At 64.2% G+C, this 25,954-nt stretch carries 34 protein-coding genes; 24 read left to right on the forward strand and 10 right to left on the reverse strand.

Going from position 1 to position 25,954, the window contains the following annotated elements; translation table 11 throughout:
* The 4 genes from EOA38_RS01890 to EOA38_RS01905 all read left to right on the forward strand — a co-directional run.
* Positions 1-662: ATP-binding protein (locus EOA38_RS01890; RefSeq protein WP_245480727.1), on the forward strand; the 662-nt coding region annotated here is incomplete at its 5' end.
* Positions 659-1,351, forward strand: a complete 693-nt coding sequence (locus EOA38_RS01895; RefSeq protein WP_126091973.1) for a response regulator transcription factor — start codon at positions 659-661, stop codon at positions 1,349-1,351. The genes EOA38_RS01890 and EOA38_RS01895, both read left to right, overlap by 4 nt.
* A 68-nt stretch (positions 1,352-1,419) precedes the next feature.
* Entirely contained in the window at positions 1,420-1,725 is a 306-nt protein-coding gene (locus tag EOA38_RS01900) for a hypothetical protein (protein WP_126091972.1), read from the forward strand.
* 243 nt (positions 1,726-1,968) lie between these two features.
* Complete coding sequence (locus EOA38_RS01905) at positions 1,969-2,436, forward strand: NUDIX hydrolase (RefSeq protein ID WP_127298305.1); 468 nt, start codon at positions 1,969-1,971, stop codon at positions 2,434-2,436.
* 9 nt (positions 2,437-2,445) lie between these two features.
* Here EOA38_RS01905 and EOA38_RS01910 read toward each other — a convergent pair whose 3' ends face one another.
* The 5 genes from EOA38_RS01910 to EOA38_RS01930 all read right to left on the reverse strand — a co-directional run bounded on the left by EOA38_RS01910 (position 2,446) and on the right by EOA38_RS01930 (position 7,638).
* Positions 2,446-3,285: a citryl-CoA lyase gene (locus EOA38_RS01910; protein ID WP_127298306.1), complete on the reverse strand. Its 840-nt coding sequence runs from the start codon at positions 3,283-3,285 to the stop codon at positions 2,446-2,448.
* A complete protein-coding gene (locus EOA38_RS01915) occupies positions 3,282-4,466 on the reverse strand; it encodes a CoA transferase (protein WP_127298307.1) in 1,185 nt (394 codons plus the stop codon). Before EOA38_RS01915 ends, EOA38_RS01910 begins: the two co-directional genes overlap by 4 nt.
* A 15-nt stretch (positions 4,467-4,481) precedes the next feature.
* Positions 4,482-6,005 (reverse strand): tripartite tricarboxylate transporter permease, encoded by a 1,524-nt coding sequence (locus EOA38_RS01920; RefSeq protein ID WP_127298308.1) that lies wholly within the window; start codon positions 6,003-6,005, stop codon positions 4,482-4,484.
* Between the two features lie 4 nt (positions 6,006-6,009).
* The gene (locus EOA38_RS01925; protein ID WP_127298309.1) at positions 6,010-6,546 is read right to left on the reverse strand and encodes a tripartite tricarboxylate transporter TctB family protein; all 537 of its coding nucleotides are present in this window, start codon (positions 6,544-6,546) and stop codon (positions 6,010-6,012) included.
* A gap of 126 nt (positions 6,547-6,672) precedes the next feature.
* Positions 6,673-7,638, reverse strand: a complete 966-nt coding sequence (locus EOA38_RS01930; RefSeq protein WP_126091966.1) for a tripartite tricarboxylate transporter substrate-binding protein — start codon at positions 7,636-7,638, stop codon at positions 6,673-6,675.
* Between the two features lie 202 nt (positions 7,639-7,840).
* On the opposite strand from EOA38_RS01930, the gene EOA38_RS01935 reads away from it, so the two are divergent.
* The 8 genes from EOA38_RS01935 to EOA38_RS01970 all read left to right on the forward strand — a co-directional run bounded on the left by EOA38_RS01935 (position 7,841) and on the right by EOA38_RS01970 (position 13,852).
* Complete coding sequence (locus tag EOA38_RS01935; RefSeq protein WP_127298310.1) at positions 7,841-8,593, forward strand: IclR family transcriptional regulator; 753 nt, start codon at positions 7,841-7,843, stop codon at positions 8,591-8,593.
* A gap of 82 nt (positions 8,594-8,675) precedes the next feature.
* Positions 8,676-8,999: a metalloregulator ArsR/SmtB family transcription factor gene (locus tag EOA38_RS01940; RefSeq protein WP_126091965.1), complete on the forward strand. Its 324-nt coding sequence runs from the start codon at positions 8,676-8,678 to the stop codon at positions 8,997-8,999.
* Positions 8,996-9,409, forward strand: coding sequence for an SRPBCC domain-containing protein (locus EOA38_RS01945; RefSeq protein ID WP_126091964.1), 414 nt, complete (start codon positions 8,996-8,998; stop codon positions 9,407-9,409). The genes EOA38_RS01940 and EOA38_RS01945 overlap by 4 nt, the downstream gene beginning before the upstream one ends.
* A 78-nt stretch (positions 9,410-9,487) precedes the next feature.
* Positions 9,488-9,880, forward strand: a complete 393-nt coding sequence (locus EOA38_RS01950) for a VOC family protein (RefSeq protein WP_126091963.1) — start codon at positions 9,488-9,490, stop codon at positions 9,878-9,880.
* Between the two features lie 37 nt (positions 9,881-9,917).
* Positions 9,918-10,151, forward strand: a complete 234-nt coding sequence (locus EOA38_RS01955) for a hypothetical protein (protein WP_126091962.1) — start codon at positions 9,918-9,920, stop codon at positions 10,149-10,151.
* Complete coding sequence (locus EOA38_RS01960; RefSeq protein ID WP_126091961.1) at positions 10,151-10,600, forward strand: DUF1801 domain-containing protein; 450 nt, start codon at positions 10,151-10,153, stop codon at positions 10,598-10,600. The genes EOA38_RS01955 and EOA38_RS01960 overlap by 1 nt, the downstream gene beginning before the upstream one ends.
* 77 nt (positions 10,601-10,677) lie before the next feature.
* Positions 10,678-11,076: a DUF1801 domain-containing protein gene (locus EOA38_RS01965; RefSeq protein ID WP_126091960.1), complete on the forward strand. Its 399-nt coding sequence runs from the start codon at positions 10,678-10,680 to the stop codon at positions 11,074-11,076.
* 289 nt (positions 11,077-11,365) lie between these two features.
* Positions 11,366-13,852, forward strand: coding sequence for an EAL domain-containing protein (locus tag EOA38_RS01970; protein ID WP_126091959.1), 2,487 nt, complete (start codon positions 11,366-11,368; stop codon positions 13,850-13,852).
* Positions 13,853-13,890: 38 nt separating this feature from the next.
* On the opposite strand, the gene EOA38_RS01975 is transcribed toward EOA38_RS01970, so the two are convergent.
* Positions 13,891-14,445 (reverse strand): GNAT family N-acetyltransferase, encoded by a 555-nt coding sequence (locus tag EOA38_RS01975; RefSeq protein WP_126091958.1) that lies wholly within the window; start codon positions 14,443-14,445, stop codon positions 13,891-13,893.
* Positions 14,446-14,570: 125 nt separating this feature from the next.
* Positions 14,571-14,801 (reverse strand): YdeI/OmpD-associated family protein, encoded by a 231-nt coding sequence (locus EOA38_RS01980; RefSeq protein ID WP_126091957.1) that lies wholly within the window; start codon positions 14,799-14,801, stop codon positions 14,571-14,573.
* Between the two features lie 140 nt (positions 14,802-14,941).
* Here EOA38_RS01980 and EOA38_RS01985 point away from each other — a divergent pair, with 140 nt between their 5' ends.
* A complete protein-coding gene (locus EOA38_RS01985) occupies positions 14,942-15,397 on the forward strand; it encodes a DUF2214 family protein (protein ID WP_126091956.1) in 456 nt (151 codons plus the stop codon).
* On the opposite strand, the gene nth is transcribed toward EOA38_RS01985, so the two are convergent.
* Complete coding sequence (gene nth / locus EOA38_RS01990) at positions 15,394-16,200, reverse strand: endonuclease III (RefSeq protein ID WP_126091955.1); 807 nt, start codon at positions 16,198-16,200, stop codon at positions 15,394-15,396. The genes EOA38_RS01985 and nth overlap by 4 nt on opposite strands.
* 22 nt (positions 16,201-16,222) lie before the next feature.
* Between nth and EOA38_RS01995 the strand changes: the two genes are divergently transcribed.
* On the forward strand, positions 16,223-16,717 hold the full coding sequence (locus EOA38_RS01995; protein WP_126091954.1) for a DUF2244 domain-containing protein: 495 nt from the start codon (positions 16,223-16,225) through the stop codon (positions 16,715-16,717).
* An 11-nt stretch (positions 16,718-16,728) separates the two neighbouring features.
* Here the strand turns inward: EOA38_RS01995 and EOA38_RS02000 are convergent, their stop codons facing one another.
* Positions 16,729-17,544, reverse strand: coding sequence for a class I SAM-dependent methyltransferase (locus tag EOA38_RS02000; RefSeq protein WP_126091953.1), 816 nt, complete (start codon positions 17,542-17,544; stop codon positions 16,729-16,731).
* Between the two features lie 126 nt (positions 17,545-17,670).
* Here EOA38_RS02000 and EOA38_RS02005 point away from each other — a divergent pair, with 126 nt between their 5' ends.
* From EOA38_RS02005 to EOA38_RS02040, 8 genes are all read left to right on the forward strand, one after another.
* Complete coding sequence (locus EOA38_RS02005) at positions 17,671-18,576, forward strand: methylated-DNA--[protein]-cysteine S-methyltransferase (protein ID WP_126091952.1); 906 nt, start codon at positions 17,671-17,673, stop codon at positions 18,574-18,576.
* Positions 18,577-18,809: 233 nt separating this feature from the next.
* Positions 18,810-19,277 carry a hypothetical protein gene (locus EOA38_RS02010; RefSeq protein ID WP_126091951.1) on the forward strand — a complete coding sequence of 156 codons (468 nt, stop codon included), beginning with the start codon at positions 18,810-18,812 and terminating at the stop codon, positions 19,275-19,277.
* Between the two features lie 23 nt (positions 19,278-19,300).
* On the forward strand, positions 19,301-19,690 hold the full coding sequence (locus EOA38_RS02015; RefSeq protein ID WP_126091950.1) for a hypothetical protein: 390 nt from the start codon (positions 19,301-19,303) through the stop codon (positions 19,688-19,690).
* Positions 19,657-20,187: a hypothetical protein gene (locus EOA38_RS02020; protein ID WP_126091949.1), complete on the forward strand. Its 531-nt coding sequence runs from the start codon at positions 19,657-19,659 to the stop codon at positions 20,185-20,187. The genes EOA38_RS02015 and EOA38_RS02020 overlap by 34 nt, the downstream gene beginning before the upstream one ends.
* Positions 20,162-20,644 carry a hypothetical protein gene (locus EOA38_RS02025; protein WP_189350531.1) on the forward strand — a complete coding sequence of 161 codons (483 nt, stop codon included), beginning with the start codon at positions 20,162-20,164 and terminating at the stop codon, positions 20,642-20,644. Before EOA38_RS02020 ends, EOA38_RS02025 begins: the two co-directional genes overlap by 26 nt.
* 152 nt (positions 20,645-20,796) lie before the next feature.
* On the forward strand, positions 20,797-21,699 hold the full coding sequence (locus EOA38_RS02030) for a ribokinase (protein WP_126091947.1): 903 nt from the start codon (positions 20,797-20,799) through the stop codon (positions 21,697-21,699).
* Positions 21,700-21,704: 5 nt separating this feature from the next.
* Positions 21,705-23,156 carry an amidase gene (locus tag EOA38_RS02035; RefSeq protein ID WP_126091946.1) on the forward strand — a complete coding sequence of 484 codons (1,452 nt, stop codon included), beginning with the start codon at positions 21,705-21,707 and terminating at the stop codon, positions 23,154-23,156.
* 89 nt (positions 23,157-23,245) lie between these two features.
* Positions 23,246-23,860, forward strand: a complete 615-nt coding sequence (locus EOA38_RS02040; protein ID WP_126091945.1) for a LysE family translocator — start codon at positions 23,246-23,248, stop codon at positions 23,858-23,860.
* A gap of 166 nt (positions 23,861-24,026) precedes the next feature.
* Here the strand turns inward: EOA38_RS02040 and EOA38_RS02045 are convergent, their stop codons facing one another.
* Positions 24,027-24,968 carry a nucleoside hydrolase gene (locus EOA38_RS02045; protein ID WP_126091944.1) on the reverse strand — a complete coding sequence of 314 codons (942 nt, stop codon included), beginning with the start codon at positions 24,966-24,968 and terminating at the stop codon, positions 24,027-24,029.
* Between the two features lie 142 nt (positions 24,969-25,110).
* On the opposite strand from EOA38_RS02045, the gene EOA38_RS02050 reads away from it, so the two are divergent.
* Positions 25,111-25,536, forward strand: coding sequence for an Hsp20 family protein (locus EOA38_RS02050; RefSeq protein WP_126091943.1), 426 nt, complete (start codon positions 25,111-25,113; stop codon positions 25,534-25,536).
* Positions 25,537-25,599: 63 nt separating this feature from the next.
* The gene (locus tag EOA38_RS02055; RefSeq protein WP_126091942.1) at positions 25,600-25,857 is read left to right on the forward strand and encodes a DUF1150 family protein; all 258 of its coding nucleotides are present in this window, start codon (positions 25,600-25,602) and stop codon (positions 25,855-25,857) included.
* Positions 25,858-25,954 lie beyond the last annotated feature (97 nt).

Here is a 25,954-nt window from a genome sequence, read left to right on the forward strand (position 1 = left end):
TCATGGGCGCGGCAGGCACCTTGCGGGAGTTCGCGCCGGCACTGCCGGAGAAGGACCGGGCGGATCTCCTGGCGACGGTGCTGAATGAATCGGAACGGCTGAACCGCTTCATCGCCAACCTGCTCGACATGACCAAGATCGAATCCGGCGCGATGGAGCCGAACTATGCGTTCCACTACGTCGGCGACATTGTCGGATCGGCGCTCAATCGTGCCAGCAAGATCACCGGCGAGCACAGGATCGAGACCGATATTCCACCGGATTTGCCGATGCTGCGGCTCGATCCCGTGCTGTTCGAGCAAGCGCTGTTCAACCTTCTCGACAATGCCGCGAAATATGCGCCGCCTGGCTCGATTATCCGCCTGCAAGGCTGGGTCGACAATGGGTCCGTCATCCTGCAGGTCATGGATGAGGGGCCGGGCATCCCGCCGGGCGACGTCGAACGGATCTTCGATACCTTCTACCGCGTGCGCAAGCGCGACCAGGTCCGTGCCGGAACGGGGCTTGGCCTGTCGATCAGCCGCGGCTTCATCGAGGCCATGGGCGGCACGATTTCGGCGGCGAACCGCACCGACAGGCCGGGCGCGATCTTCACCATCCGCATGCCGGTGCCGGAAGAAATTCCGGACCTGGCCGTCGCCAAAACGGATGACGCTGCATGACCAATCAGAACGTCAGCATCCTGGTCGTCGACGACGAGCCGCCGATCCTCAAGCTGCTTCGCGTCGGCCTTGGCAGCCAGGGCTATTCGGTCTCCGAGGCGCCGAACGCCAGGGCCGCGATCGAGTTCATGCAGATGCAACGGCCCGACCTGATCCTGCTCGACCTCGGCCTGCCCGGCATGACCGGCCTCGAGCTGCTCGGCAAATGGCGCAACGACGGGCTCGACATTCCCGTTGTCATCCTTTCAAGCCGCACCGACGAGGCCGGCATCGTCTCGGCGCTCGAGCTCGGCGCCGACGACTACGTGACGAAACCCTTCGGCATGAACGAGCTGGTCGCCCGCATCCGTGTGGCGCTGCGCCACAAGTTCCAGCAGCAGGGCGAGAAGCCGGTATTCCAGACCGGAGACCTGTCGGTCGACCTGGTGAAGCGCATCGTCAAGGTCGAGGGCAAGGAGGTGAAGCTGTCACCCAAGGAATACGACATCCTGCGCATCCTCGTGCAGTATGCCGGCAAGGTGCTCACCCACCAGTTCCTGATGAAGCAGCTCTGGAACGATTCGACCGACGTGCAATATCTCAGGGTCTACGTCCGCCAGTTGAGGCAGAAGATCGAGAAGACGCCGGACCAGCCGCGCTACATCATCACCGAGACCGGCGTCGGCTATCGTTTGCGCGAGGTCGACTGAACCATGGTACATCCAGACAAGCACCCTATATTACGGCCAGGTTCAGTTTTTCATGCGGGAAGGAAGCGATGTCGCATCCTCGCTTTTTGGTGGTCTTGACATCGCTGTCTCTGGCGACCGCCGCCCTTTTGGGCGCAGCTTTAGATGCCTCGGCCCAGGTCGTCATCCCGACGAACCGTAATGGCCTGATCCAGCAGAACGAACTGCAGACGCTCCGCAACCAGTTGCAGCGGCAGCAGTTCCAGCAACAGCAGCAGCTCTATCGCGAGCAGGACCGGCAGATCGTGCCGAAGCCTCGCCCTGAAGTGCCGATCGTCAAGCAGAATTGCCAGTCGCAGGTGATCGGCACCACGATTTCGCGGGTTTGCCGCTGACATTTAGCCTTTTTCGGTTTATTTAGCCGACTTACTTGCTGGCGAGAGCCGGAATTGCAAGGGGACGGTTTTAGAGCAATTCCAGGAAAAGTGTATAACGGTTTTCCGTCCGGAATTGCGCAAAAACAAATAGTTAGTTCAGCGTTTCCGTGAAACGATGAACTGCTCTAGGGTTTGCAGGGGCGGGATTTTGCCGTGTGCGGACAGCGCGCGGCGCGGACGCTGCTCTCATCGGATTTTGGAATGGCAACTGCCAAGAAGAATGCAGTGCGCAAGGCAAAGAAAGGAGAGCGGATCCGTCAGGTGGCGGCCATCCCCTTTCGTTTGAGCGAGGGAGGCAATCTCGAAATATTGTTGGTCACCTCACGCACGACCAGGCGCTTCATCGTACCCAAGGGCTGGCCGATGAAGGGCAAGAGCGGGCGCAAGGCGGCCGCGATCGAGGCCCAGGAGGAGGCAGGCGTGCTCGGCAAGGCGCTGAAGCAGCCCGCCGGCACCTATTCTTATTGGAAACGCATGGCCAGCCGCTTCGTCCGTGTCGACGTGGTCGTCTACCTGCTCGAAGTCGCCGAGGAGATGGCCGACTGGCGGGAGGCCGCGAACCGGCAACGCGCCTGGCTGCCGGTGGCCGACGCGGCCCTGCTCATCGATGAGCCGGAGCTTTCGACCCTTCTGAGGGATTTGACGGTCCCTGCGGCCGAGCCGGCCTGAGACGGTCTTCTACTCGGAGTCGCCGGGAAAGGGGCGTGCCGGCGTGCCGGTATAGGCCCACAGCCATTCGCGGGGCAGCGGCCCCTTGTTGCGGTCGCTTTCCTGCGACTGCTCCCAGGCATGCGCCAGGATGCCGACCGAGCGCGACAGGACGAACAGGCCGCGTGTCAGCGCCGGCGGAAAGCCAAGCTCGCCATAGATGACGGCGGTGGCGCCGTCGATGTTGAGCGGGATCTTCTTGCCCTTGCGCTTTGCCATTTCCGCCTCGATCGCTTCGGCAATGTCGGCGAAGCGGCCGCTGACGACGCCGCGCACGGCGAAGTCACGCGTCAGTTCGATGAGGCGCGGCGCCCGAGGGTCGACCGGGTGAAAGCGATGGCCGAGACCCGGCACATAGCCTTCTTCCTCGGCAAAGAAGCGGTCGAGCCGCGCCGATACGGCCTCGCCGAGCGTCAGCCCCCGGTCCAGCGCCTCTGCGATATCGCCGTAGAAGGACAGCGCCTGCTCGCCGGCGCCGCCATGCACGTCGCCAAGCACATTGATGGCCGAGGCCATGGCATTGTTGATGCCGACGCCGCAGGTGGCCGCCATGCGGGCGATGGCGATCGACGGCGCCTGCGGGCCATGGTCGACGGCGGCTCCCAACGCGATGCCGAGCAGCGCCGCCTGCTCCTCGCTTGGCAGTTCGCCGCGCAGCATCAGCCAGATCATCGCCGGAAAGCTGATGCGCCCGATCAGGTCCTGGATCTCATAGCCGCGCAGCCGGATCATGCCGGGCCGCATCTCTATGATGCCGGTCTGCCACCATTGCTCGCCGCGCTCGCGGCCGGTCTTCTTCTCCGCGCTCATGTCCGGGCTCTCATCTTGTCGCGTTCCGGCAACGCCGCGAACACTTCGTCCATATGCTCGCCGAGCCGCGGCGGCGGCGCGGCCGGCGCGGGCGCCGCGCCGTCGACCATGAAACCGCCGCGCACCACCGTCAGCGGCTTTTCCATGCCAGGCACATGCCGGAAGCGGGTCGCCATGCCGCGCTCCGTCACCTGGCGTTCCTCCAGCACTTGCGGGATCGTCAGCACACGTCCCGCCGGCACGCCGGCCCGGTTGAGCTTTTCTTCCCAGGCCGCGGCCGGGGCGCCGGCAAGCGTTTCCTCGATCAGCGTCTTCAACGCGGCCCGGTTCTCCTTGCGCGTCTCGCGTTCAGCGAAGCGCGGATCCGACGCCAGTTCAGGGCGTCCGATCAGCCCGCAAAGGGTGACGAACTGCTCCTGCTTGTTGGCGGCGATGTTGAGCAGGCCGTCGCCGGTGCGGAACGCACCGGACGGGGCCGCCGTCATGTTCTCATTGCCCATGGGCTGGGGCTCGACGCCCGCCGTCAGATAATTCGACACCGGCCAGCCCAGCGCCGACAGCGTGCATTCGAGCATCGAGACGTCGAGGAAAGCGCCCTCGCCGCTCGTCTTCTGCCTGACAAGCGCCGCGGCGATCGCGAAGGCCCCGACCAATCCGCCCAGCGTATCGGCGACGGGATAGCCGACGCGCAGCGGCGCGGTCTCCGGCGTGCCGGTTATGCTCATGATCCCCGAAAGCCCCTGGATGATCTGGTCGTAGGCCGGGTTGCCGCGCATCGGACCGGTCTGGCCGAAACCGGATATCGCGCAATACACGAGGCTCGGCCGGACTTCCTTCAGCCTCTCATGCCCGAGGCCAAGCCGATCCATCACGCCCGGCCGGAAATTCTCGACCAGCGCGTCCGACGTGGCGACCAGATCGAGGAAACGCTCGCGGTCGGCCTCCTTCTTCAGGTCGAGCACGACAGATCGTTTGCCGGCGTTCTGCGCCAGGAAGGACGCGCCCATCCCGGCTCTGTTGAGTTCCGGCGAGGCGCCGAGCTGGCGCGCGAGATCGCCGCCCGGCGGCGCCTCCACCTTGATGACGTCGGCGCCGAGCAGCGCAAGCTGGTAGGCGCAGTACGGGCCTGCCAGCACGTTGGTGAGATCGAGAACGCGGACACCGGAAAGCAGGTCTGTCATGATGCTCCAAATCGATCAGGCATCGCCCGGCACATGTTCCGGCCCGCGTGTCCGCCGATGTTCGATCCAGGCCCAGATATGCGGGCCGACAAGGCCGATGAAGGCCAGCGTGAGAAGCGTCAGCGACAGCGGATGCCTGTAGAACACCGTCCAGTCGCCATTGGCGATCGTCATCGCCCGGCGGAACTGCGTCTCGGCGAGCGGTCCGAGGATCATGCCGATGATGACGGGCGCCGTCGGGAAGTCGAAGCGGCGCATCAGGAAGCCGGCGGTCCCCAGCAGATAGAGGATGACGAGGTCGGTCGGCGACTGCGAGATGCCGTAGGTGCCGACGGTGGCGAACACCAGGATGCCGGCATAGAGCTGCGGCGCCGGGATCTTCAGCAACCGCACCCAGAGGCCGATCAGCGGCAGGTTGAGGATGACCAGGATGACGTTGGCGATGAACAGGCTGGCGATCAGGCCCCAGACGAGGTTGGCCTGTGTCGTCAACAGCAGCGGCCCGGGATTGATGCCGTAACTCTGGAAGGCCGACAGCATGATCGCGGCGGTCGCCGAGGTCGGCAGGCCGAGCGTCAGCATCGGCACCAGCACGCCGGCCGCGGACGCGTTGTTGGCGGCCTCCGGCCCGGCGACGCCCTCGATGGCGCCAACGGTGCCGAACTCCTCCCTGTGCTTGGAGAGCTTCTTCTCGATGGCATAGGACAGGAAGGTCGGGATTTCGGCGCCGCCGGCGGGCATGGCGCCGATCGGAAAGCCGATCGCGGCGCCGCGCAGCCATGGCTTCCACGAGCGCGCCCATTCGGCGGCCGTCATGTAGAGCGAGCCCTTCAGCGGTACGATCTCATCCTTGCCGGCATAGCGGCGCGAGGCCATGTAGAGTGTCTCGCCGACCGCGAAGAGGCCGACCGCGACGATGATGACGTCGACGCCGTCGAGCAGTTCGCCCATGCCGAAGGTAAAGCGCGGTTGCCCGGTCTGCAGGTCGACGCCGATCATGCCGATGACGAAGCCGACGAACAGGCTGGTCAGCCCGCGCACCGAGGATGAGCCGAGCACCGCCGAAACGGTGATGAAGGCGAGCACCATCAGCGAAAAATACTCGGCCGGCCCGAAGGCCAGCGCGAACTTGACCACGATCGGCGCCAGGAAGGCGACGCCCAGCGTGCCGAGCGTGCCGGCGACGAAAGAGCCGATCGCCGAGGTCGCGAGTGCAGCGCCGCCACGCCCCGAGCGCGCCATCCGGTTGCCTTCCAGCGCGGTGACGATGGTGGCGCTTTCGCCTGGCGTGTTGAGCAGGATCGACGTCGTCGAGCCGCCATACATGGCGCCGTAGTAGATGCCGGCGAACAGGATGAAGGAGGCTTCCGGCGCCACCTGGTAGGTGATCGGCAAAAGCAGCGCGATGGTCAGCGCCGGCCCGAGGCCTGGCAGCACGCCGATCGCGGTCCCGAGCGTCGTGCCGACCAGGCACCACAACAGATTGGTCGGCGTGAAGGCGACTGCAAATCCGTGCGCGAGATAGCCGAGCGTGTCCATCGTCTCAGCCCTTCCCGATGCCGAAGACGGCATTGATCAGCACATTGAGCTGGTCCTCGATCAGCCCGGCGCCGATGTTGACGCCGAGCGCCCTGGCAAAGCCGAAATAGGCCGCCAGCGCCAGCACCAGGCCAAGCAGCGCGTCGCGCAGCGGGTGCCGGCTGCCGAAGCCGAAGCAGACCAGCACGAACATGATCACCGAGGCGGCGGTGAACCCGAGCGGCTGGATCAGAAGCAGATTGGCGACCAGGCCCGCGACCACGAAACCCATCGACGCCCAGTCGGTCGGCGTCTCCTTCTCCTCCTCCGGCTGCCAGCCGCCCCGCAGGGCGGCTAGGATGAGCAGCAGGGAAAGCAGGATCATCCCGGCCATGGTGATATAGGGAAAGACGGTCGGGCCGACCTTGGAATAGAGCGGAGACACCGGGATCGCCAGGGTCTGCCAGGCAACGGCGCCGGCGCAGGCCAGAAGCCCGATGCCGATCAGCAATTCGGGTACGGCAAGGCGCGGCGGTGACGCCTGCTGGTCGCTGGTGCTCATGATCTCCTCCCCGGATGGCCGGCATTCAACCGCCGGCATCGCTGCAGTTTCAATGCTGCTCGATCACCTGTCCATGCTGCTCCGAAGGGGAGCCAGGCCCCTTCGGAACACTGGGCGGTCCGGAGCTCAGGCGAGGCCGAGATCCTTGAGGATCGCGCCGATGCGGGCGGTGTCGTCGGCGACGAACTTGGCGTAGTCGTCGCCGGTCAGCAGGATCGACGTCCAGTTGCGGTTCTTGCACTCGGTTGCCCAGGCATCGCTCTTGGCCATGGTCTCGACCAGCTTGATCATCGCCGCCTTGTCCTCATCGGAAACGCCGGGCGGGGCGAAGACGCCACGCCAGTTGAACAATTCGACGTCGATGCCGGCCTCCTTGAGCGTCGGCGCGTCGATGCCTTCCTGGCGTTTGTCGGCCGAGATCGCCAGCAGCCTGAGCGCCCCCGCCTTGATCTGCTCGGAGAACTCGCCATAGCCGGAAATGCCGGCCGCGACCTGGTTGCCGAGCAGCGCCGACAGCGCCTCGCCGCCGCCGGCGAACGGCACGTAGGACAAGTTGGCGGCAGGCACGCCGGCCGTCTTGGCGATCAGGCCGAACAGGATGTGGTCGGAACCGCCGGCCGAACCGCCGGCCACCGGAACCTTCGTGGGATCCTCCTTCAGCGCCGCGACGAAATCGGCGGCCGTCTTGAACGGCGAGGCAGCCGGCACCACCAGCGCCTCGAACTCGCCGGTGAGGCGCGCGATCGGCGTCACTTCGGTCAGGTTATTGGCCGACTTGTTGGCGATAATGGCGCCGACCATGACCATGCCGGCGACCATCAGCGAATTGCCCTTGCCCTTCCACTGGTTGACGAATTGCGGCAGGCCGACCGTGCCGCCGGCGCCGCCGACATTGGTGATCTGCGAACCCGAGATCAATTTCTCGGAGCGCAGCACCTGGTCGATCGTGCGCGCGGTCTGGTCCCAGCCGCCGCCGGGTGCCGCCGGCACGAAAATCTGGATCTGCGGGGTGTCCTGCGCAAAGGCGGGTACGAAATGCAAAGCCGCGAAGCCGGCGGCGGTGCTCGTCAAGAATCTGCGTCTGTTCAGCATGGGATTCCTCCAAATCACGACACCTCCTCCGGTGCCTGCCAAGACGTGGCCTGAATTAAGACCCGCATTCGAGTTCAAGCATTTGTGACAGCGTTCTGTCAACGGGAATGCCATTCTGCTGGACAGAACGCATCGGACCGGACTAAATCCGCATGTCCGGGACCATTCCCGGATGGGCGACCACGATGAAATCGTCACCGGAATGACAGACATACCTCCCAGCCCAGCCCAGGCCGACGGCGTTGCCGCGCTCGATCGCGCAATCGCCATCCTGGACGCATTCACCATTGCCGACCGGTCGCTCGGGCTCGCCGAGATCGCTGCCCGCACCGGCCTCTACAAGAGCACCATTCTGAGGCTGGCCAATTCGCTGATGCGCGGACAATTGCTGGAGCGCCTGGAAGACGGGCGCTACCGCATCGGACCGGCCACCTTCAGGCTTGGCGCGCTCTACCAGCGCTCGGTTGTGGCGATGGATATCCTGTTGCCGATCATGCGCGACCTCTCCGAGCGGAGCTGGGAGAGCGTTGCCTTCTACGTCCGCTCGGGCGACGTGCGCACCTGTCTCTACCGGGTCGAGTCCAAGCACCCGATCCGCTACACGATCCGGGAAGGCGACGTCCTGCCTTTGCTGGTGGGCTCCGGCGGCCGCGTGCTCGCCGCCTTTTCCGGCCAGCAGGGCGAGCCCTACGAGACGATCCGCAGAACCTATAGCTGCATTTCGATCGGCGATCGCGACCCGCAGACCGCAGGCATATCCGCGCCCGTGTTCGGGCCGGGGCGGACATTGGTCGGCGCGCTGACGCTGGCCGGCCCAGGCACCCGCGTCGACGCCGCCTTCCTCAAGCGCATGAAGCGCCCGCTGCTCGAGGCCGCCGCCCGCGCCACGCGCGCCTTCGGCGAGGACGCATCCATGCTGGATGAGGCAAGCCTCGACGTGGACGCTGCAGTCTGAGCATTCCCCCAGATCCCCTGCTTGACTCACATATAGCTCAATGGTTATAGGTCAATCAATAGCCATTGGGTTATTGATCCAGATGTCGACCGCGCACGATGTGCTCTTCCGGACGCTTGCCGATCCGACAAGACGCGCCATTTTTGAACGTCTGTGCCATCAAGGCGAGCAGACGGTTGGAGCATTGACAGCGCAGGCCGGCGTCTCGCAGCCGGCGGTGTCGAAGCATCTTGGCGTGCTCAAGGAAGCCGGGCTGGTGCGCGACCGACACGAGGGCCGGCAGACTCACTATAGCGCGCAGGTCGGCGCGCTGGCGCCGCTGATGGACTGGACAAGGCAAATGGCCGGGTTCTGGGAGAGCCGGTTCGACGATCTCGAGGATCTGCTGAAGAGGATGGATCAATGAACGATATGCCGGCCGGAACGCGCTCCGTCGTTGTCGAGCGCGAGATTCCCTATCCGCCGGAAAAGATCTGGCGCGCGCTGACCGTACCGCATCTTATCGAGGAGTGGCTGATGAAGAACGACTTCAAGCCGGTCGTGGACCATCGTTTCGAACTCAGCGCGGACTGGGGAGGCGTCGAGTGTCAGGTCCAGACCGTCGAGCCCAACAAGACGCTGTCCTACACCTGGGACACCAAGGACCTGGAAAGCGTCGTCACCTGGACGCTCACCCCGACGGGCTCAGGCACTCGTCTGCGCATGGAGCAGACGGGCTTCCGGCTGGATCAGGAGCCGTATTTCCGGGGTGCCACTGTCGGCTGGCCGAGATTCCTCACAGCCCTGGAAGAGGTTCTGGCGCGGATCGAAGACTGAAGTCCCGCCGAAGCGCTCAAAAAAGCAGGCATCGTTTGGCGGGTGGCAAACCGCGAGCGAAAGCAATGGAGAAACGCAATGAAGATCAAGCTGACCAGCGTCTATGTCGACGACCAGGAGAAGGCTCTCGGCTTCTATACCGACGTGCTGGGCTTCAACAAGAAAGCCGATTTCACCAATGGACCGTTTCGCTGGCTGACCGTCGCCTCGCCTGACGACCCGGACGGCACCGAACTACAGCTCGCGTTGAATGACAATCCGGCGGCCAGGACCTATCAGCAGGCTATCTTCAAGCAGGGCCAGCCGGCGCTCATGCTGTTCACCGACGACATCAAGGGCGACCACGAGCGCATCACGGCAAATGGCGGCAGCTTCGCCATGGCGCCGACCGAGGTGACCGGTTCGACCATCGCGCAGATCGACGACACCTGCGGGAATCTCATCCAGATCACGCAGCTGGCGCGCTGGTAAGTCCGCCGTTTCATTGGTTTTTTCAGAGGAGGCAGCATTGGAATGGAGCAAGTGGATCAGGCAGTTGCATCGCTGGCTGTCGATCATTTTTACCGTGACCGTCATCGCCAACTTCGTCGCCATGGCATTGGGCGAGCCCCCCGCCTGGGTGGTCTATTCGCCGCTCCTGCCGCTTTTCCTGCTGCTGTTCAGCGGCCTCTATATGTTCGTGCTGCCCTATGCCGTCAGATGGCGCGGTGAGCAAGCAAGCGAGCGCATAGGACCGGCCTGATGGCGAAGGCGAAATCGCCGAAGCCTGCCGCCAAGCCCCCGGGCGCGAAGTCCGTCCTGCTTTCAGGCGGCAATCCGCAGATCGCCAAGGGCTACGGCGACGCTCCCGTGCAGGCCTATATCGCGGCGATGCCGGGTTGGAAGAGCGAGGTCGGCCGCCGGCTCGACCAGCTCATCATGCAGGCCGTCCCCCACGTGCAGAAGGCCGTGAAATGGAACTCGCCGTTTTACGGGATGGAAGGTGAAGGCTGGTTTCTCGGCATCCATTGTTTCACCAGGTACATCAAGGTGGCCTTCTTTCGCGGCATGTCGCTCGAGCCCGTGCCGCCCGGCGAATCCAAGAGCAAGGACACGCGCTATTTCCACATCCACGAGGCCGACCAGCTCGATGAAGCGCAATTCGTCTCCTGGGTGAAACAGGCAAGCCGATTGCCTGGTGAACGAATGTAGGCGCACTATTGATCAAGCGCGGCCCTCCCGGGAGCGTACCGTGGCGATCCACTATCCAGCATTGAAGGAGAACAGACATGGAGAAAAGCGGATCGCCGGGAAGCAAATCTCCGTCCGAGCTGATCGATGGACGTATCGAGGAATTGGGCGACTGGCGGGGTGAGATGCTTGGCCGCCTCCGTGCCCTGATCAAGGAGGCCGATCCAGACGTCACCGAGGAATGGAAGTGGCGCGGGGTGCCGGTTTGGGAGGACGCCGGAATGATCTGCACCGGCGAGACCTACAAGGCTGTCGTCAAGCTGACCTTCGCCAAGGGCGCGGCGCTGCCCGATCCCGCAGGCCTCTTCAACTCCAGCCTCGAGGGCAACACAAGGCGCGCCATCGATTTTCGCGAGGGCGAGGAGATCGACGGGGAAGCGCTCAAGGCTCTGGTTCGTGCTGCAGCGGCGCTGAACAAGTTCAAAGCCAAACGCTGATCGGCGGAGCCTGCTGGGCGCGCCATTCACCTTTATTCAGGCGAGCGGGACTCGGAGGGCTATACTAGGCTGGAAATATCCACAGGACGCGGCGCAAGCCGCGGACTGTTTTGTCGAAGACTTTCGAAAACAAATACTGCGCGAATTTATCGGCTGTTAAGCCAGACACGCTATCTGGATTGTCGTCGCCGATTGCCGGCAGACATGAGGGGAACAACATCGTCTCAACCGACGGATGAACCGGTCGGACAGACGTCGACGGGGTCAAGGCAGGCTCCATGGGAATGCGATGAAGCTCTCATCGACGGATGCCAGCCCGCGCCTCATCGGGCTGGTCTGGCCTTTCATTGCGGTCGTCCTGATCCAGGCACTGGTGGCCAGCCTCAGCCTCTACACGCTGTCGGCCGTTCGCGCCTATGTCGGCGGCGAAAGCCAGTGGTCGAAAGGGCAGAAGCAGGCCATCTACTTCCTCAGCCTCTATGCCGATACCGGCAGGCCGGAATATTTCAGCGAATACCGCCAGGCCATTGCCGTGCCGCTCGCCGATCGCTCGGCCAGGCTAGCGCTCGAACAGGCTGAGCCTGATACCGATGCCGCGCGACAGGGTTTCCTCAGCGGCAACAACCATGCCGACGACATTGCCGGCCTGATCTGGCTGTTCCAGAATTTCCGCCGCGTGAGCTACCTCGACACCGCCATCCGTCACTGGACGGAAGCCGACGAGATGATCCTCGCCATCGAGAGGCTCGGCGACGACATGCACAGAAGGCTCGAACAGGGGTCCGCGTCGCAGGCTGAGATCAGCGCCTGGAAAGCCGATATCCATCAGCTCGACCACCGCATCGGACCACTGTCCAAGGCCTTCTCCGACAGCCTCGGCGAGGGCTCGCGCTTCATCAAGATGGCGCTCACGGCCGCCAACCTCGTCACCGCGGCGCTGCTTATCTTGCTGGCGGTGTGGCGCACACGAAAGCTGATGGCTCAGCGGCAGGCCTTCCGAAGCGCCTTGAATGCCGAGCGCGAACGCGCGCAGATCACGCTGGCCTCGATCGGCCAAGCCGTCGTCAGCACCGATGCGGTTGGGCGGCTCGACTACATGAATGCCGTCGCCGAACGCTTGCTCGCCAGCCCCCTTGGCGCCGCGAGGGGCAAGCCTGTGGCCTCGCTGTTCCGGCTGATCGACAAGGATAGCGGTGTCGAGGAAACCGACCTGATCCCGCGCTTGCTGGCCGGCGAGCCCCGCCGCTCCAACGTGCGGCCACAGCTCCTGGAGCGCCCCGACCGCTCCGTCGTGCCGGTCGCGCTCAACGGCGCGCCGCTCAGCGTCTCCGGCAAGATCGTCGGCGCCGTTCTTGCTCTGCACGACATGACCCGCGAGCAGGACTTCATCGAGCGCCTGTCGTGGCAGGCATCGCACGATGCGCTCACCGGTCTCGTCAACCGCCGAGACTTCGAGAGCCGGCTGGCAGGCGCGATTTCTCAGCCGCCGGAAAAGCCGCGCGTGCATGCGCTGATGTATCTCGACCTCGACCAGTTCAAGCTGGTCAACGACACTTGCGGCCATGCGGCGGGCGACCAGCTTCTGCGCCAGATCTCGGTGTTGCTGCTCAACGAATTGCCCACCGGCGACATCCTGGCCAGGCTGGGCGGCGACGAGTTCGGCGTGCTGCTGTTCGATTGCGACACCGGCTCCGCCATCGCCACGGCGGAGCGGCTGCGCGCCACCGTCCAGGATCTGCATTTTTCCTGGGAAGGCAGGCCCTTCAACATCAGCGTCAGCATCGGCATGGTCGAGATTGCCGATTGCGGGATGTCGCTGGAGGAGGTGCTGCGCGCCGCCGATGTCGCCTGCTACATGGCGAAGGAAAAGGGACGCAACCGCATTCAGCTCCACAGCGACAGCGATACGGCGCTGCGCGAACGTTTCGGCGAGATGGCCTGGGTCCAGCGCCTGCATGCCGCGCTCGACGAGAACCGCTTCAGGCTGCATGCGCAGGAGATCTCGCCGCTCAATGAGAATGTCGCCGAGGCCGGCGCGCATATCGAGATCCTGCTCAGGCTGACCGACGAGGACGGCAACTTCGTCACGCCGCAAAGCTTCATCCCGGCGGCCGAGCGCTACGGACTTATGCCGGCGATCGACCGCTGGGTGGTTCGCAACACTTTCCAAATTCTCGCGGCCAGGCTTGCCGATCCGCGCGCCACGCCGATATCCACCTGCGCCATCAATCTTTCCGGCGCCAGCTTCGGCGACGAGACTTTCCTCGGCTTCATGCGCGAGCAATTCGCGGCCCATGGCATTGCGCCCCAGACGATCTGCCTGGAGATCACCGAGACAAGCGCCATTGCCAACCTGACGGAAGCCATGCGCTTCATCGCCGACCTGCGCGGCCTGGGCTGCCGCTTCGCGCTCGACGATTTCGGCTCCGGCATGTCGTCTTTCGCCTATCTGAAGCACCTGCCGGTCGACTACCTCAAGATCGACGGCAGCTTCGTCAAGGACATGCTGGACGACCGCATCGACCGCGCCATGGTCGAGATGATCCATCACATCGGCAAGGTGACGGGAAAACGCACCATCGCCGAATTCGTCGAGAGCGACGGCATCATCGAGGCCTTGCGCAAGATCGGCGTCGACCACGCGCAGGGCTATGCCATCGCCAGACCGCAGCCATTCGACGCGACGACGGTTTTCCGCGGCGGCCGGATCGACCGGGGTGCGACCGTCGATGCCTGGGAGGGTTTGGCGCAGACGTTACGCCGCAAGGCCGGCTGACGCGGTTCCGCGATCCCCATTGCAGCTACCACCTGCACCTAAGCTGTCGCCCCTCCAGCCCGCCGCTCCAGCAGGATCGTCGGCTTGTCGTGATAGGTGGTGCGCAGGATTTCGCGATAGCCGTTCCTTTCAGCCACTTTAAGCGAGGCACCATTTTCAGGATCGATGATGCAGACGGTCCTTGCCCGCCCGAACACCGCGTCGCCCCAGGCGACGATGCGCCCGACGACCTCGCTCGCAAGTCCCTGGCCATGCGCCACCGAAGCCAGCGCCCAGCCGGCTTCCGGCACGCCTTCGATCGACGGCTCGATCTCGCGCTTGAGATCATGGAACCCTGCCTCGCCGATGAAGCGGCCCGTCGCCTTGTCCTCGATCGCCCAGAAACCATAGCCAAGCAGCGACCAGAGCCCGGCATGACGCAGGAAGCGCAACCAGCTTTCCTCGCGGGTGCGCGGCTTGCCGCCGATGAAACGGGTGACCCCGGGGTCAGCCCACATGGCGACATAGGTCTCGAAATCGTCGAGCCTGTGCGGCCGCAGCACGGTCCGCGCCGTCTCCAGGATCGGCACACCGGCTTCCTTTGCAATGCTCATGGCATTCACCTCTGTTGAAGCGGCAGCGCTTAGCAAACCATCGCGTTCGAACAAGGGCCAGGATGACCGGAGCCATCTTCCAGAGGCAAGCAGGGTGACAGGCAGGCAAAACTGGACGGCCGGATTCAGCCGCGCCAGACCATGTTCATATAGACACCACCGAGCGCCAGTTCGTCGAGCATCTGGTCGAGCCGCTTCTGCCTCGTTTCCGGGCGTTTGGCGCGGGCGATCCAGCCGAGATAGTCGTTCCGCTGATAGTCCGGCCGCGCGTCATAGGCGGCCGTCAGTCCCCGCTCCGCAAGTACGGCTCGAACGTCTTCGGGCATCGGATTGAGGGCACGCTTCAGTCGGCTCATGGTTCCAAGCAATAGACTGTCGGCTGGTGGCGTCAACGACGCTTATGGTTAGCTTGCACATATGGGATTTGCCTCGCGATGCTACTCTGCAACCATTGAAAACTGATTCAACATTCGCGCTCTTCGATCGAGGAAGAACCATGGACACCACCGACCTTCTGCTGGCCATCCTCCATCACCTTCTGGTTTTCTCGTTGGCCGGCATCATCGGCGCCGAGGTCGTGCTGGTGCGCGGCGATTTGCCGGCGGCGACGCTCAAGCGCCTTGTCGGCATCGACCGCCACTACGGCATCATCGCCGCGCTGATCGTCATCGTCGGCGTCTGTCGGGTGTTCTTCGGGCTGAAGGGCTGGGAATTCTATGTCTACAACTGGGTGTTCTGGGCGAAGATGGCGGCCTTCATCATCGTCGGCCTGCTGTCGGTCATCCCGACCATGCGCTTCATCTCCTGGAACAGGCAGGCGGGCGGCGATCCATCCTTCTTGGTGCCGGCGGCCGAACTTGCCTCTGTGAAGAATTACGTCCGCGCCGAGGGCTTCATCTTCCTGCTCATCCCCGTCTTTGCCGCGGCGATGGCGCGCGGCTACGGCTACTAAACCTCCGCGGGAAAAGCCTCCTTCAACGGCGCGATCGGCACCAGCGGCGCCGGCACGTCGGTGGTCTTCTCCTTGGATTTGCAGATGTCGGCGATCACGCAGGCCGGGCAGTCGGGCTTGCGCGCCTTGCAGACATAGCGGCCGTGCAGGATCAGCCAATGATGGGCATGGCGCATATATTCGGCCGGGATGACCTTCAAGAGTTCCTGCTCGACCTGTTCCGGCGTCTTGCCGGGCGCCAGGCCGATCCGGTTGCCGATGCGGAAGATGTGCGTGTCGACCGCCATCGTATGCTGGCCGAAGGCGACATTGAGCACGACATTGGCGGTCTTGCGCCCGACGCCGGGCAGTTTGACCAGTTCGTCGCGGTCCTGCGGCACCTTGCCGGCATAGTCGTCGATCAGCGCCTTCGAAAGCGCGATCACGTTCTTGGCCTTGTTGCGCCAGAGCCCGATGGTGCGGATATAGTCGCCGATCTTGGCCTCGCCGAGCGCCAGCATCTTTTGCGGCGTGTCGGCTGCCGAAAACAGCGGCTTCGTCGCCTTGTTGACGCCGGCGTCGGTCGCCTGCGCCGACAGCACCACCGCGATCAGCAGCGTGAAGGCGTTGATATAGTCGAGCTCGCCTTTCGGCTCCGGCCGTTGCACACAAAAGCGCCGGAAGATCTCATGCACCTCGGCGGGCGTGTAGAGCGGGCGCGGTCCGCCCTTTCGGTACGGCGCCTTTGCTTTCGCGCCACCGCCTGGGGCGGAGGCTGATGGCTTTTTGACGGGTAAGGAATTTTTGGACTTGGGAGGCGCCATTCCCTTCCTATAATATTACCTCATGAGCGACACAAACGCCTCGTTCGAAGCCGATGAGCCATTCTTCCAGGCCCTGCTGACGCCGCATCGTTCCCTCGGCCGCACCGGCTTTCTGATATTGATGGGCGCGCTGCTGTTCGGCTGGGCGGTTACCGGCGCGATCTTCCTGGCGCATGGCGCATGGCCGGTTTTCGGCTTCTTCGGGCTCGACGTGATCGCCGTCTACATCGCCTTCCGCGTCAACTATCGTGCCGCGCGCGCCCGTGAGGAAATCTCGGTCTCGCGCACCAGCCTCGATATCCGCAAGACGGCGCCGTCGGGCCGCTTCGAGGACCATCGCTTCAACCCGTTCTGGGCGCGGTTTTCGATCGCCCGCCATGCCGAGATCGGCATCACCAACATGGCAGTGGAGGCGCAAGGCAGGAGTGTTTCGATCGGCGGCTTCCTCAACCCGGATGACCGCGAAAGTTTTGCGACGGCCTTTTCGCGCGCGCTGGCGACCGCCAAGGCGCGCTGAGTTCGAACCCTTCAAAACCGATATCGCAACAGCCTGCCGATGTTGCGCAGGGCGGGAACGTATTTCCAAAGGCGAACGAACAGTCTCGCTCGCCAGCCCATGCGAACCGCGTGTTCCGCCTTGTAGGCCGGGATCTCCTCGACGAACCGCAGCTTCGGGACGGCTCGCTCCAGCTCGTGAGGGTCCTCGATAGCCCAGTGGACCTCGGCGCCCGTCGCCTTGATGGCTGGATTGAGGCGCATCAGCTTCAGGCCGAAACGGTTGTAGGCATCGAACACGAGTTCGCCGCCGGCAAGATGCCAGACAAGCCGCGCAAACAGGCGCTGCCCCTCGTCGGGGGCAAGATAGGGGGTCAACCCTTCCGCCACCACGATCGCGAGGCGGTTGCGGGGCACATCGACCAGCCAATCCGGTTCGGTCACCGACGAGGCGACCAGGTGGCAATTCTCACGAGACGGATAGAGCTTGCGCCTGAGCGCGACGACCTCCGGATAATCGACGTCGAACCAGTCCACGTCTTGCGGCGGGTCGACGCGAAAAAAGCGTGTATCGAGCCCGCATCCCAGATGCAGTACGATGGCGTTGGGATTTCTGGCGAGAAAGTCCTGGACGCCGACGTCCAGTGTCTTGGCCCTGATGGCAAAGCCGATGCCGAGATTGTCGTCGACCTTGAGCCTGGAAAAATCATAATCGATCTTGCGTACCGCCTCGTCGGCGAAGCGATCCTTGAGCAGCGAATGCGGCAGACGGCTCTCCATCGCCTTGCCGTAGAGCGTCATCAGCAAGGTTTCCCTGGCCCCGCTCAGATTTACCTTTTCGCCGGTCACGATCGTCCTCCCTCGAAGCCGACTCTATCTGGGTATGGGCGGCGGGAAGGCAAGTTTCGGGTGGTGGCAAAGCGTGGGAAGAACGATATTCGCGGTCAAGGAGATATTGCCATGGGAGATATTGCCATGAACGCTCAGATGACCATGAATGCCCGGATGAAACCGTCAGCGATCCTTCAGAACGACATCACCCCTGAGGGCAGCGACTACGAGGTCGTGCGCCGCGCCATCGAGAAGATCAGCCTCGACTACCGCGACCAGCCCTCGCTGGAGGTTCTGGCAGAAGCGGTCGGCGAAACGCCGACGGGCTTGCAGAAACTGTTCACGCGTTGGGCGGGTCTGTCGCCCAAGGCCTTCCTGCAGGCAGTGACGCTCGATCATGCGCGTAGGCTGCTCGATTCGGGCATGCCGCTGCTGGAGACCTCGTTCGAGCTCGGCATGTCGGGTCCAGGCCGGCTGCACGACCTCTTCGTCACCCACGAGGCGATGTCGCCCGGCGACTACAAGACCCGCGGCGCCGGCCTCACCATCCGCTACGGCTACCACATCTCGCCCTTCGGCATTGCGCTCATCATGGTCACCGACCGCGGTCTGGCCGGCCTCGCCTTCTGCGATGCCGGCGGCGAGCGGGCCGCCTTCGCCGACATGTCCGGCCGCTGGCCGAACGCGACTTACGTCGAGGACATGTCGGCCACCCAGCCCTACGCCGCGCGCGTCTTCGATCCGACGAACTGGCGCGCCGACCAGCCGCTCCGCGTGGTGATGATCGGCACCGATTTCCAGCTCCGCGTCTGGGAGGCGCTGCTGCGCATCCCGATGGGCAAGGCCTGCACCTATTCCTCGATCGCGGCCAGCATCGGCGCGCCGAGCGCAAGCCGGGCTGTCGGTGCGGCGGTCGGCGCCAACCCGATGTCCTTCGTGGTTCCTTGCCACCGGGCGCTGGGCAAGTCCGGCGCTCTCACCGGCTACCACTGGGGCCTGACGCGCAAGCGCGCCATCCTCGGCTGGGAAGCGGGCCAGGTGGCGTCCTGAAATCTCGATTTTTCCGCACGCTGTTGCGAAAAACCGTGGATTAAAATATAAGTAAGTATAATTGAACAAATTAAACCGATTGTCTGCGCAATACAACCGGCAGCAACCTCTGGTTTTGCCGGTTGTATTGTAAGTTGCTTGGCGATGTTGCTTAACTTAACCCTAAATTAACCACGATAAAGAGATGATGCCTCTACATTGAGCCGACCATTCGGCTTGAAAGAGGTGTCTCGATGAAATTCCTTCGCGCCGCGGCCGCAGGCTTGCTGGCTGCTTGTGCCGGCCAGCCAGCATCGGCCGCCACCGGAAATGTGCTGTTCAACGGCACCATCACCGCCACCTGCACGATCACGATCAACTCCAACGGCACAATGACCGTCAGCAGCGATCTTCAGTCGCTGAGCTCCCACAATGCCGGCGGTTCGGCCGGCAGCGCCCAGGTCGACACCACGGGCGGCGTCACGCTCAGCGTCGACCCGGTCACGTCCACCACCGTGCCGGCTAGCGACGTTACCGCTACCACCTGGACTCCGACCTTCGCCACCACCGGCGCGCAGACGATTTCGGAAACGGGCACCGCGACCGCGCTGACGGCGCCCGGCACGTCGACGGTTGCCGTCAACCTTGCCGGCACCAAGAGCGGCTCGAACCGCTTCTCCGCCGGCAACTACCAGGCAACCGTTACACTGCGCTGCGAATAGCCCTCTCGCGAAAGGAGCGGCCTTTGAGAACGATTGGAATACTGGCGGCACTGGCCGCCGTGCTGTCCCCCATTGCGGCGACGAGCCAGTCGATGACACCGATGCGGGGCGAGGTGAGATCCTTCACGGATGCCTTCGCGGTGCGCGTCTTCCCCGGCAATCCGTACGACCAGCGCATTCGCGTCGAGGTCCATGTCTATGACCAGGATTTCCAGCCGGTCGATGCCAAGGTCACGCCCAGCGCCTTCCTTCTGGCGGGCCAGGCGTCGCGTCCGGTTCTGGTGGTCGTGCCCTTCGACGGCGCGACCGAGCGTAAAGTGCGTATCTGTACCGAGAGTATCCCCTTTCCAAGCGAGCAGACGCAGATAAGGGCGCAGATATGCGGAAAGTTCTTCGGACATCGCAGGTCCTGACCCTCTCCCTGCTGCCCGCCTTGGCGGTCGTGAGCGAGGGGTTTGCCGAGGATATCCTGAACCTGAACCAGAACCAGACGGGTTTCACCTTGCCAGGTGTCAGCCTGCCCCAGGGCCAGGACGAGGTCCATGCCAGCGACGGCACGACCTGCCGCTCAGCCGTTTCCGGCAGCGGCGCCTATCTGGACCTCGGCGTCATCCGAGGCAACAACAACAGCCAGTCGAACAGCGACGTCGCCACATACGGCCGTGTGGTGATCCCGATCGGCCGCACGCCGAAGCGCGTCGATTGCAGCCGCCTTTACGAGCTCGAGGTCGAGCGCCTGCAGCTTGAATTGAAGCTTCTCAAGATGGGCGTAGGCGCCGACGGCCAGACGGGGAGCGTGGCTGCTCCCGCTCCCGCGACCGCCTCCGCTGCCGCATCGACTGGGTGGGCCAATGAAGGCTGGAGTATCAGAGGCACAAACGGCAATGAGAAGAAAAAGCGGAAGAAATAGCCGCGCGCTTCTTGCGATGGCGGTACTTGCCTGCTTCGGGCCACCGGCTCAGGCGGCGATCATCGGCACCTGCACGATCGTGATCGGCGTCTCGGGAACGATGAAATCGAACCCCTCCATCAACATCTTCGGTTCCAAGCAGGCGGGCGGGTCGAGCGCCGGCGCCACCATCACCGCGAGTTCGACGCTGTGCTCGATCCTAAACCTGCTCGACTGTTATTCCGTGTCGGCGCCAGCGCCGATCGCCTTCACCTCCGCGCCAAGCGGCGGCGATACCAACGTCGCTTTTGACACCGTCTTCCGCCTTGATGGCTCAGGCGTGGACATCCCAGGCAGTTCGCCGCAGCGAGTGACCAACGGCACTCACACCATCCAGGTCGATCTCACGGCCACGAAATCGTCCGGCATCTTCCCGGCTGGCAACTATCAAGGCACGGTCACGGTGCGCTGCGAATGATGCTGTGGGCCACGCCACATGTGCAACCGACATGATCTGGCAACCGGCGATCTTTGCGGCTAGCCTCCAACGCAATCAATTGTGTAAAAGCAAAGACTTGGAGCGGCTCGGCCTTCGTTCGAACGCCGCACCGCTTCGGCAGGAGGCGTTTCTTGATCATCATTGTCGGCTCGATCAACCTCGACCTGATCGCCAATGTCGACCGCTTGCCGGAACCTGGCGAAACGGTCCGTGGCTCCGGCTTCGCCACCGCTCCCGGCGGCAAGGGCGCCAACCAGGCGCTGGCGGCCGCCCGCGCCGGCGCCAAGGTGCGCATGGTGGGCGCCGTCGGCAGGGATAGCTTTGCCGCCGAAGCGCTTGCCTTGCTGAAAGCCGGCAATGTCGATCTCTCCGGCGTCGGTGAGAGCTTCGCCTCGACCGGCACGGCGCTGATCCTGGTCGGCGCCGACGGCGAGAACGTGATCGCAGTCGTGCCGGGCGCTAATGACGCAGTGCTGCCGGCGGACGTCGCCAAGGCCTTCCTGAAAAAGGGCGACGTCGTGCTGCTGCAGCACGAGATCCCGTTGCAGACGGTGGAAGCAGCGCTCGACGCGGCGCGCGCGGCGGATGCCGTCAGCGTGCTCAACACCGCGCCTTTCCGCACCGAGGCTTCCCGTTTCCTCGGCAAGGCCGACTACGCGGTCGCCAACGAGACCGAATTCGACCTCTATGGCGAAGCGCTGGCGCTCTCCGGGCGCGACCGGCAGGCGCGGATGCGCGACTATGCCCAAAAGACCGGCAGAACGATCGTCGTCACGCTCGGCGGCGACGGGGTGCTGGCGGCGACACCGGACAGCTTTCTGACCGTTCCGGCGCTGAAGATCACCCCGGTCGACACGGTCGGCGCCGGCGACACCTTTTGCGGCTATTTCGGCGCCGGCTTGTCGTCCGGCCTCTCGCTCGAACAGGCGCTCACGCGCGCCGCGGCGGCCGGCTCGCTCGCCTGCCTGAAGCCGGGCGCGCAGCCGGCGATCCCGCTGGCGAAGGATGTCGACGCGGCTTTGGCCGCGCGGTGACGGCGATGCGTCCCGTAACCAAGCACGCCGTGCCGCCGGCCGGCGACATCTGCCGCCTGTCGGCGATCGATCTTGCCCAAGCCATCCGGCAGCGGCATCTGTCGGTGCGCGAGGTGGTCGGCGCCTTCCTGGACCGTATCGAAGCGGTGAACCCGCTCGTCAACGCCGTCGTGTCGCTGCGCGAGCGCGCCGACATCCTCACCGAGGCCGACAGGGCCGATGCCCATCTGGCGCAGGGCGGCGCGGCCGGATCGCTGTTCGGCCTGCCGATCGCCATCAAGGACCTGGCTTTGACCAAGGGCCTGAGGACAACTTTCGGCTCGCCGATCTTCGCCGATTTCGTCCCGCAAGAAGACGACTTCTTCGTCGAGCGCCTCCGCAAGGCCGGCGCCATCACCATCGGCAAGACCAACGTTCCGGAATTCGGGCTGGGCTCCAACACCTACAATCCGGTCTTCGGACCGACGCTCAACGCCTTCGACCCGGCACTCACCGCCGGCGGATCGAGCGGCGGCGCCGCCGTGGCGTTGGCGCTCGACATGGTGCCTGTCGCCGACGGCAGCGACTTCGGCGGCTCGCTACGCAATCCGGCCGCCTACAACAACGTCTATGGCTTCCGCCCCTCGCAGGGGCTTGTGCCGGCCGGCCCCGACATCGATGTCTTCCATTCGCAAATGGGCGTCGAAGGGCCGATGGGCCGGAACGTGCGCGACATCGCGCTGCTGCTCGACGAGCAGGCCGGCTACCACCCGCGTGCGCCGCTCTCGCATGACAAGCAGGGCTCGTTCCTCGAAGGTTTGGGGACGAAGGCCACCGGCGGCCGGATTGCGTGGCTCGGCGATCTCGGCGGCCACCTGCCGATGGAGCCTGGGATCCTCGAGCTTTGCGAAAGCGCGCTGGCCCGCTTCGCCAATGCATCCTTCGTCAGCGAAGCGTTGGTGCCGGATGTCGATTTCGAAGCGCTGTGGCAGGCCTTCGTGACGCTGCGCCAGGCGAGCAGCGGTTGCGGGCTGAAAGCTCACTATGACGATCCGGCGAAACGCAGGCTGCTGAAGCCGGAAGCGGTTTGGGAAATCGAACAGGCGATCCGCCTCACCGCGCCGCAGGTCCACGCCGCCACTGTCCGGCGCTCCTCATGGCACCGGACGTTGCTGTCGCTGTTCGAACGCTTCGACCTCATCGTCCTGCCAACGGCGCAGGTCTTCCCCTTCGACGTCGCCACCCATTGGCCGCGCGAGGTCGCCGGGCGGTCGATGGACAGCTATCACCGTTGGATGCAGGTCTCCGCCTTTGCCACTTTGGGCGGATGCCCGGCACTCAACGTCCCGGTCGGCTTCGACGAGAAGGGCCGGCCGATGGGCATGCAACTGATCGGCCGGCCGCGCGGCGACCTCGCCGTGCTCCAAGCCGGCGCCGCCTATGAGGCGACGCTGCCCTGGCCGTCGGGTGCTGCCTGACGGGCTGCCCCGCCTGGCTTGCACCGGCGCCAACTCCATGCATTGATCGCGCTCCGCCGCGTCGGCGCCATCCTGTTCGAGGGAAGATCATGTCGCTGGAACTCTACGCCACCTATGTCGTCGCCTGCATCGTCATCGTCCTGGTGCCTGGCCCGACGGTCACGCTGATCATCGCCAACAGCATGCGCCACGGCTCGCGCGCCGGGCTTGCCAATGTCGCGGGCACCCAGGCCGGCCTTGCGATCATGATCGCCATCGTCGGCATCGGCCTCAACACGCTGATCGCCGGCATGGGCCACTGGTTCGAATGGGTGCGGCTGATCGGCGCCGCCTACCTGATCTGGATGGGCGTGCAGATGTTTCGCGCCAAAGGCACCCTGAACCCCGACGGGTCGGCCAGAAAACCGCGCGGCGGCTTCTTCCTGCAGGGTTTCCTAGTGGCGATCTCCAATCCGAAGACGCTTGTCTTCTTCGGCGCCTTCTTCCCGCAGTTCATCGCCCCGCAGGGCAATTACACGCTGCAGATCGTGGTCATGGGCCTCACCGCCATGGTCTTCGCCGCCATGTCGGATTCGACCTACGCGCTCGCCGCCGGCCGCGCCGGACGACTGCTGTCCGCCAGCCGCGTCAAGTTGATGTCCAAGATCAGCGGCAGCTTCCTGGTCGGCGGCGGGCTTTGGCTGGCGTTCTCGAAGGCGAAGTGAAGCGCCCCCCTCCTCCTTCTCCCCTTGGTGGGAGAAGGTGGCGGCGAAGCGGCCGGATGAGGGGTGCTGGACGGAGTGAGGCGTTGAGTTTCTTCCAACACCCCTCATCCGTCTCGGCGCTTCGCGCCGATCCACCTTCCCCCCACAAGGGGGGAAGGAAAAGGCGCTACAGCCGCCCCAACCTCTCCACCAGCAGCGCGAAGAAGGCGTCGTGGTCAATGTCACGCATCACCATGGCGTTCTTCTCCCGCTTGCTGACGTCCCACCAGTCGATCACCGTCATGCCCATGGTGAGCTCGGAGGTCGTTTCGACGCTGACGTTGCAGCGGCGGCCTTTGAACAGCTCGGGCTTGACGAGATAGGCGATCACGCACGGGTCGTGCAGCGGCCCGCCGTCGGTGCCATATTTCTCCTCGTCGAAACGCTCGAAGAACTCCAGCATCTCGGCGGTCGCGGTGCCAACCTTGGTTCCGAGTTGCCGGAAGGCCTGCGTGCGCTTGGCCGTGGTCAGCGCCTTGTGGGTGACGTCGAGCGGCATCATCACGATCGGAATGCCCGACTTGAACACCACGTCGGCCGCCTGCGGGTCGACATAGATGTTGAATTCGGCGGCGGGCGTGACGTTGCCGCCCTCGAAGAAACCGCCGCCCATCAGCACGATCTCCTTGATGCGCGGCGCGATGCGCGGCTCGCGGATCAGCGCCAGGGCGATATTGGTGAGCGGCCCGAGCGGACAGAGCGTGATCGTGCCGCTTTCCTCGCGCATCAGCGTCTCGACGATGAAATCGACCGCATACTTTTCCTGCAGCGGCATCGTCGGTTCCGGCAATTGCGGCCCGTTGAGGCCGGTCTTGCCATGCACTTCCTCGGCGGTGACGAGCGCGCGCGCCAGCGGACGGATGGCGCCGGCATAGACCTTGACGTCGGGTCGGCCGGCGAGCTCGCAGATCTTGCGGGCATTTTTCTCGGTGAGCTTCAGCGGCACGTTGCCGGCAACGGCGGTGATGCCGACGACCTCCAGCTCGGAGCTGCCAAGCGCCAGCAATATGGCGACGGCATCGTCCTGGCCGGGATCCGTGTCGATGATGATCTTTCGTGACTGGGGCATTTCAATTCCTTTTTGGGGAGTCTTTTTGGGCGGGGTTTTGATGGCTTGAACTTGTTCGCGCGGCGGACCATATCAAGACCACCGGGAAAAATGCCATCTGGGTTTTTCCAGTTTGTGTCGCTCTTGAGAGGACAGTGTAACAATGAGTCGAATGACGCCCTTCTCCAGCCCGCTTCTTCTGGGCTTCGACGCCATGGAAAAGACGCTCGAGCGTCTGGCGAAGTCGGGCGACAGCTATCCCCCGTATAATATCGAGCGCCTGGGCGCCGCGGACGGCAAGGCCGAAAGGCTGCGCATTACGCTCGCCGTGGCGGGCTTCGCCGAAGGCGACCTCGATGTCACCACGGAGGAAAACCAGCTGATCGTGCGCGGCCGCCAGACCGACGATACCGAGCGCGAATTCCTCCACCGCGGCATCGCCGCGCGCCAGTTCCAGCGCTGCTTCGTGCTGGCCGACGGCATGCGGGTGATCGGCGCGGAGCTGAAGAACGGTCTCCTGTCGGTCGACCTCGACCGGCCCGAGGCCGAACGGCTGGTACGGAAAATAAACATATCGGTGAAAGACTGATCTTCGCCGATGGCTCTATGCGGGAACGGCCTGACTGGCGTTCTCGCGGCAAGGAGGCTTGAAATGACCAGAACTGACGAAACTGCGACCATGACCAGCGGCGAATTCGCTCATTTGGGCGAAGGTTCGGTCGCTTACCTGAGGAAAGTATCGAGCGACGATCTGCGCGGCCGCTTCCCTGGCCTCGACGAAATCGCGCCCGGTCTGGAGTTGTGGGCGCTGTTTGCCGCCAACGGCCAGCCGATCCTGCTTTCCGATGCCCGTGACCGGGCGCTGGCGGGTGCGCTGGAGAACGATCTGACCACGGTCGCCATTCACTGACCCTGGTCCTTGCCTGGATTGAACAGGGCCGCTCTCGGCGGCCTTCCAAGGTTTGGATCCCAAAAAGCTGGGTTTAGCTAAGAAAGCTGGGCTTTAC

Origin of the sequence: Mesorhizobium sp. M1E.F.Ca.ET.041.01.1.1 (assembly GCF_003997355.1) — a bacterium.
Classification (GTDB): domain Bacteria; phylum Pseudomonadota; class Alphaproteobacteria; order Rhizobiales; family Rhizobiaceae; genus Mesorhizobium.

Bases quoted from the DNA above. Each gene is read 5' to 3' on its own strand.
- EOA38_RS01895 (WP_126091973.1), top strand. From the start codon at position 659: ATGACCAATCAGAACGTCAGCATCCTGGTCGTCGACGACGAGCCGCCG.
- EOA38_RS01900 (WP_126091972.1), top strand. From the start codon at position 1,420: ATGTCGCATCCTCGCTTTTTGGTGGTCTTGACATCGCTGTCTCTGGCG.
- EOA38_RS01905 (WP_127298305.1), top strand. From the start codon at position 1,969: ATGGCAACTGCCAAGAAGAATGCAGTGCGCAAGGCAAAGAAAGGAGAG.
- EOA38_RS01910 (WP_127298306.1), bottom strand. From the start codon at position 3,285: ATGAGCGCGGAGAAGAAGACCGGCCGCGAGCGCGGCGAGCAATGGTGG.
- EOA38_RS01915 (WP_127298307.1), bottom strand. From the start codon at position 4,466: ATGACAGACCTGCTTTCCGGTGTCCGCGTTCTCGATCTCACCAACGTG.
- EOA38_RS01920 (WP_127298308.1), bottom strand. From the start codon at position 6,005: ATGGACACGCTCGGCTATCTCGCGCACGGATTTGCAGTCGCCTTCACG.
- EOA38_RS01925 (WP_127298309.1), bottom strand. From the start codon at position 6,546: ATGAGCACCAGCGACCAGCAGGCGTCACCGCCGCGCCTTGCCGTACCC.
- EOA38_RS01930 (WP_126091966.1), bottom strand. From the start codon at position 7,638: ATGCTGAACAGACGCAGATTCTTGACGAGCACCGCCGCCGGCTTCGCG.
- EOA38_RS01935 (WP_127298310.1), top strand. From the start codon at position 7,841: ATGACAGACATACCTCCCAGCCCAGCCCAGGCCGACGGCGTTGCCGCG.
- EOA38_RS01940 (WP_126091965.1), top strand. From the start codon at position 8,676: ATGTCGACCGCGCACGATGTGCTCTTCCGGACGCTTGCCGATCCGACA.
- EOA38_RS01945 (WP_126091964.1), top strand. From the start codon at position 8,996: ATGAACGATATGCCGGCCGGAACGCGCTCCGTCGTTGTCGAGCGCGAG.
- EOA38_RS01950 (WP_126091963.1), top strand. From the start codon at position 9,488: ATGAAGATCAAGCTGACCAGCGTCTATGTCGACGACCAGGAGAAGGCT.
- EOA38_RS01960 (WP_126091961.1), top strand. From the start codon at position 10,151: ATGGCGAAGGCGAAATCGCCGAAGCCTGCCGCCAAGCCCCCGGGCGCG.
- EOA38_RS01965 (WP_126091960.1), top strand. From the start codon at position 10,678: ATGGAGAAAAGCGGATCGCCGGGAAGCAAATCTCCGTCCGAGCTGATC.
- EOA38_RS01970 (WP_126091959.1), top strand. From the start codon at position 11,366: ATGAAGCTCTCATCGACGGATGCCAGCCCGCGCCTCATCGGGCTGGTC.
- EOA38_RS01975 (WP_126091958.1), bottom strand. From the start codon at position 14,445: ATGAGCATTGCAAAGGAAGCCGGTGTGCCGATCCTGGAGACGGCGCGG.
- EOA38_RS01980 (WP_126091957.1), bottom strand. From the start codon at position 14,801: ATGAGCCGACTGAAGCGTGCCCTCAATCCGATGCCCGAAGACGTTCGA.
- EOA38_RS01985 (WP_126091956.1), top strand. From the start codon at position 14,942: ATGGACACCACCGACCTTCTGCTGGCCATCCTCCATCACCTTCTGGTT.
- nth (WP_126091955.1), bottom strand. From the start codon at position 16,200: ATGGCGCCTCCCAAGTCCAAAAATTCCTTACCCGTCAAAAAGCCATCA.
- EOA38_RS01995 (WP_126091954.1), top strand. From the start codon at position 16,223: ATGAGCGACACAAACGCCTCGTTCGAAGCCGATGAGCCATTCTTCCAG.
- EOA38_RS02005 (WP_126091952.1), top strand. From the start codon at position 17,671: ATGAACGCTCAGATGACCATGAATGCCCGGATGAAACCGTCAGCGATC.
- EOA38_RS02010 (WP_126091951.1), top strand. From the start codon at position 18,810: ATGAAATTCCTTCGCGCCGCGGCCGCAGGCTTGCTGGCTGCTTGTGCC.
- EOA38_RS02020 (WP_126091949.1), top strand. From the start codon at position 19,657: ATGCGGAAAGTTCTTCGGACATCGCAGGTCCTGACCCTCTCCCTGCTG.
- EOA38_RS02025 (WP_189350531.1), top strand. From the start codon at position 20,162: ATGAGAAGAAAAAGCGGAAGAAATAGCCGCGCGCTTCTTGCGATGGCG.
- EOA38_RS02035 (WP_126091946.1), top strand. From the start codon at position 21,705: ATGCGTCCCGTAACCAAGCACGCCGTGCCGCCGGCCGGCGACATCTGC.
- EOA38_RS02040 (WP_126091945.1), top strand. From the start codon at position 23,246: ATGTCGCTGGAACTCTACGCCACCTATGTCGTCGCCTGCATCGTCATC.
- EOA38_RS02045 (WP_126091944.1), bottom strand. From the start codon at position 24,968: ATGCCCCAGTCACGAAAGATCATCATCGACACGGATCCCGGCCAGGAC.
- EOA38_RS02050 (WP_126091943.1), top strand. From the start codon at position 25,111: ATGAGTCGAATGACGCCCTTCTCCAGCCCGCTTCTTCTGGGCTTCGAC.
- EOA38_RS02055 (WP_126091942.1), top strand. From the start codon at position 25,600: ATGACCAGAACTGACGAAACTGCGACCATGACCAGCGGCGAATTCGCT.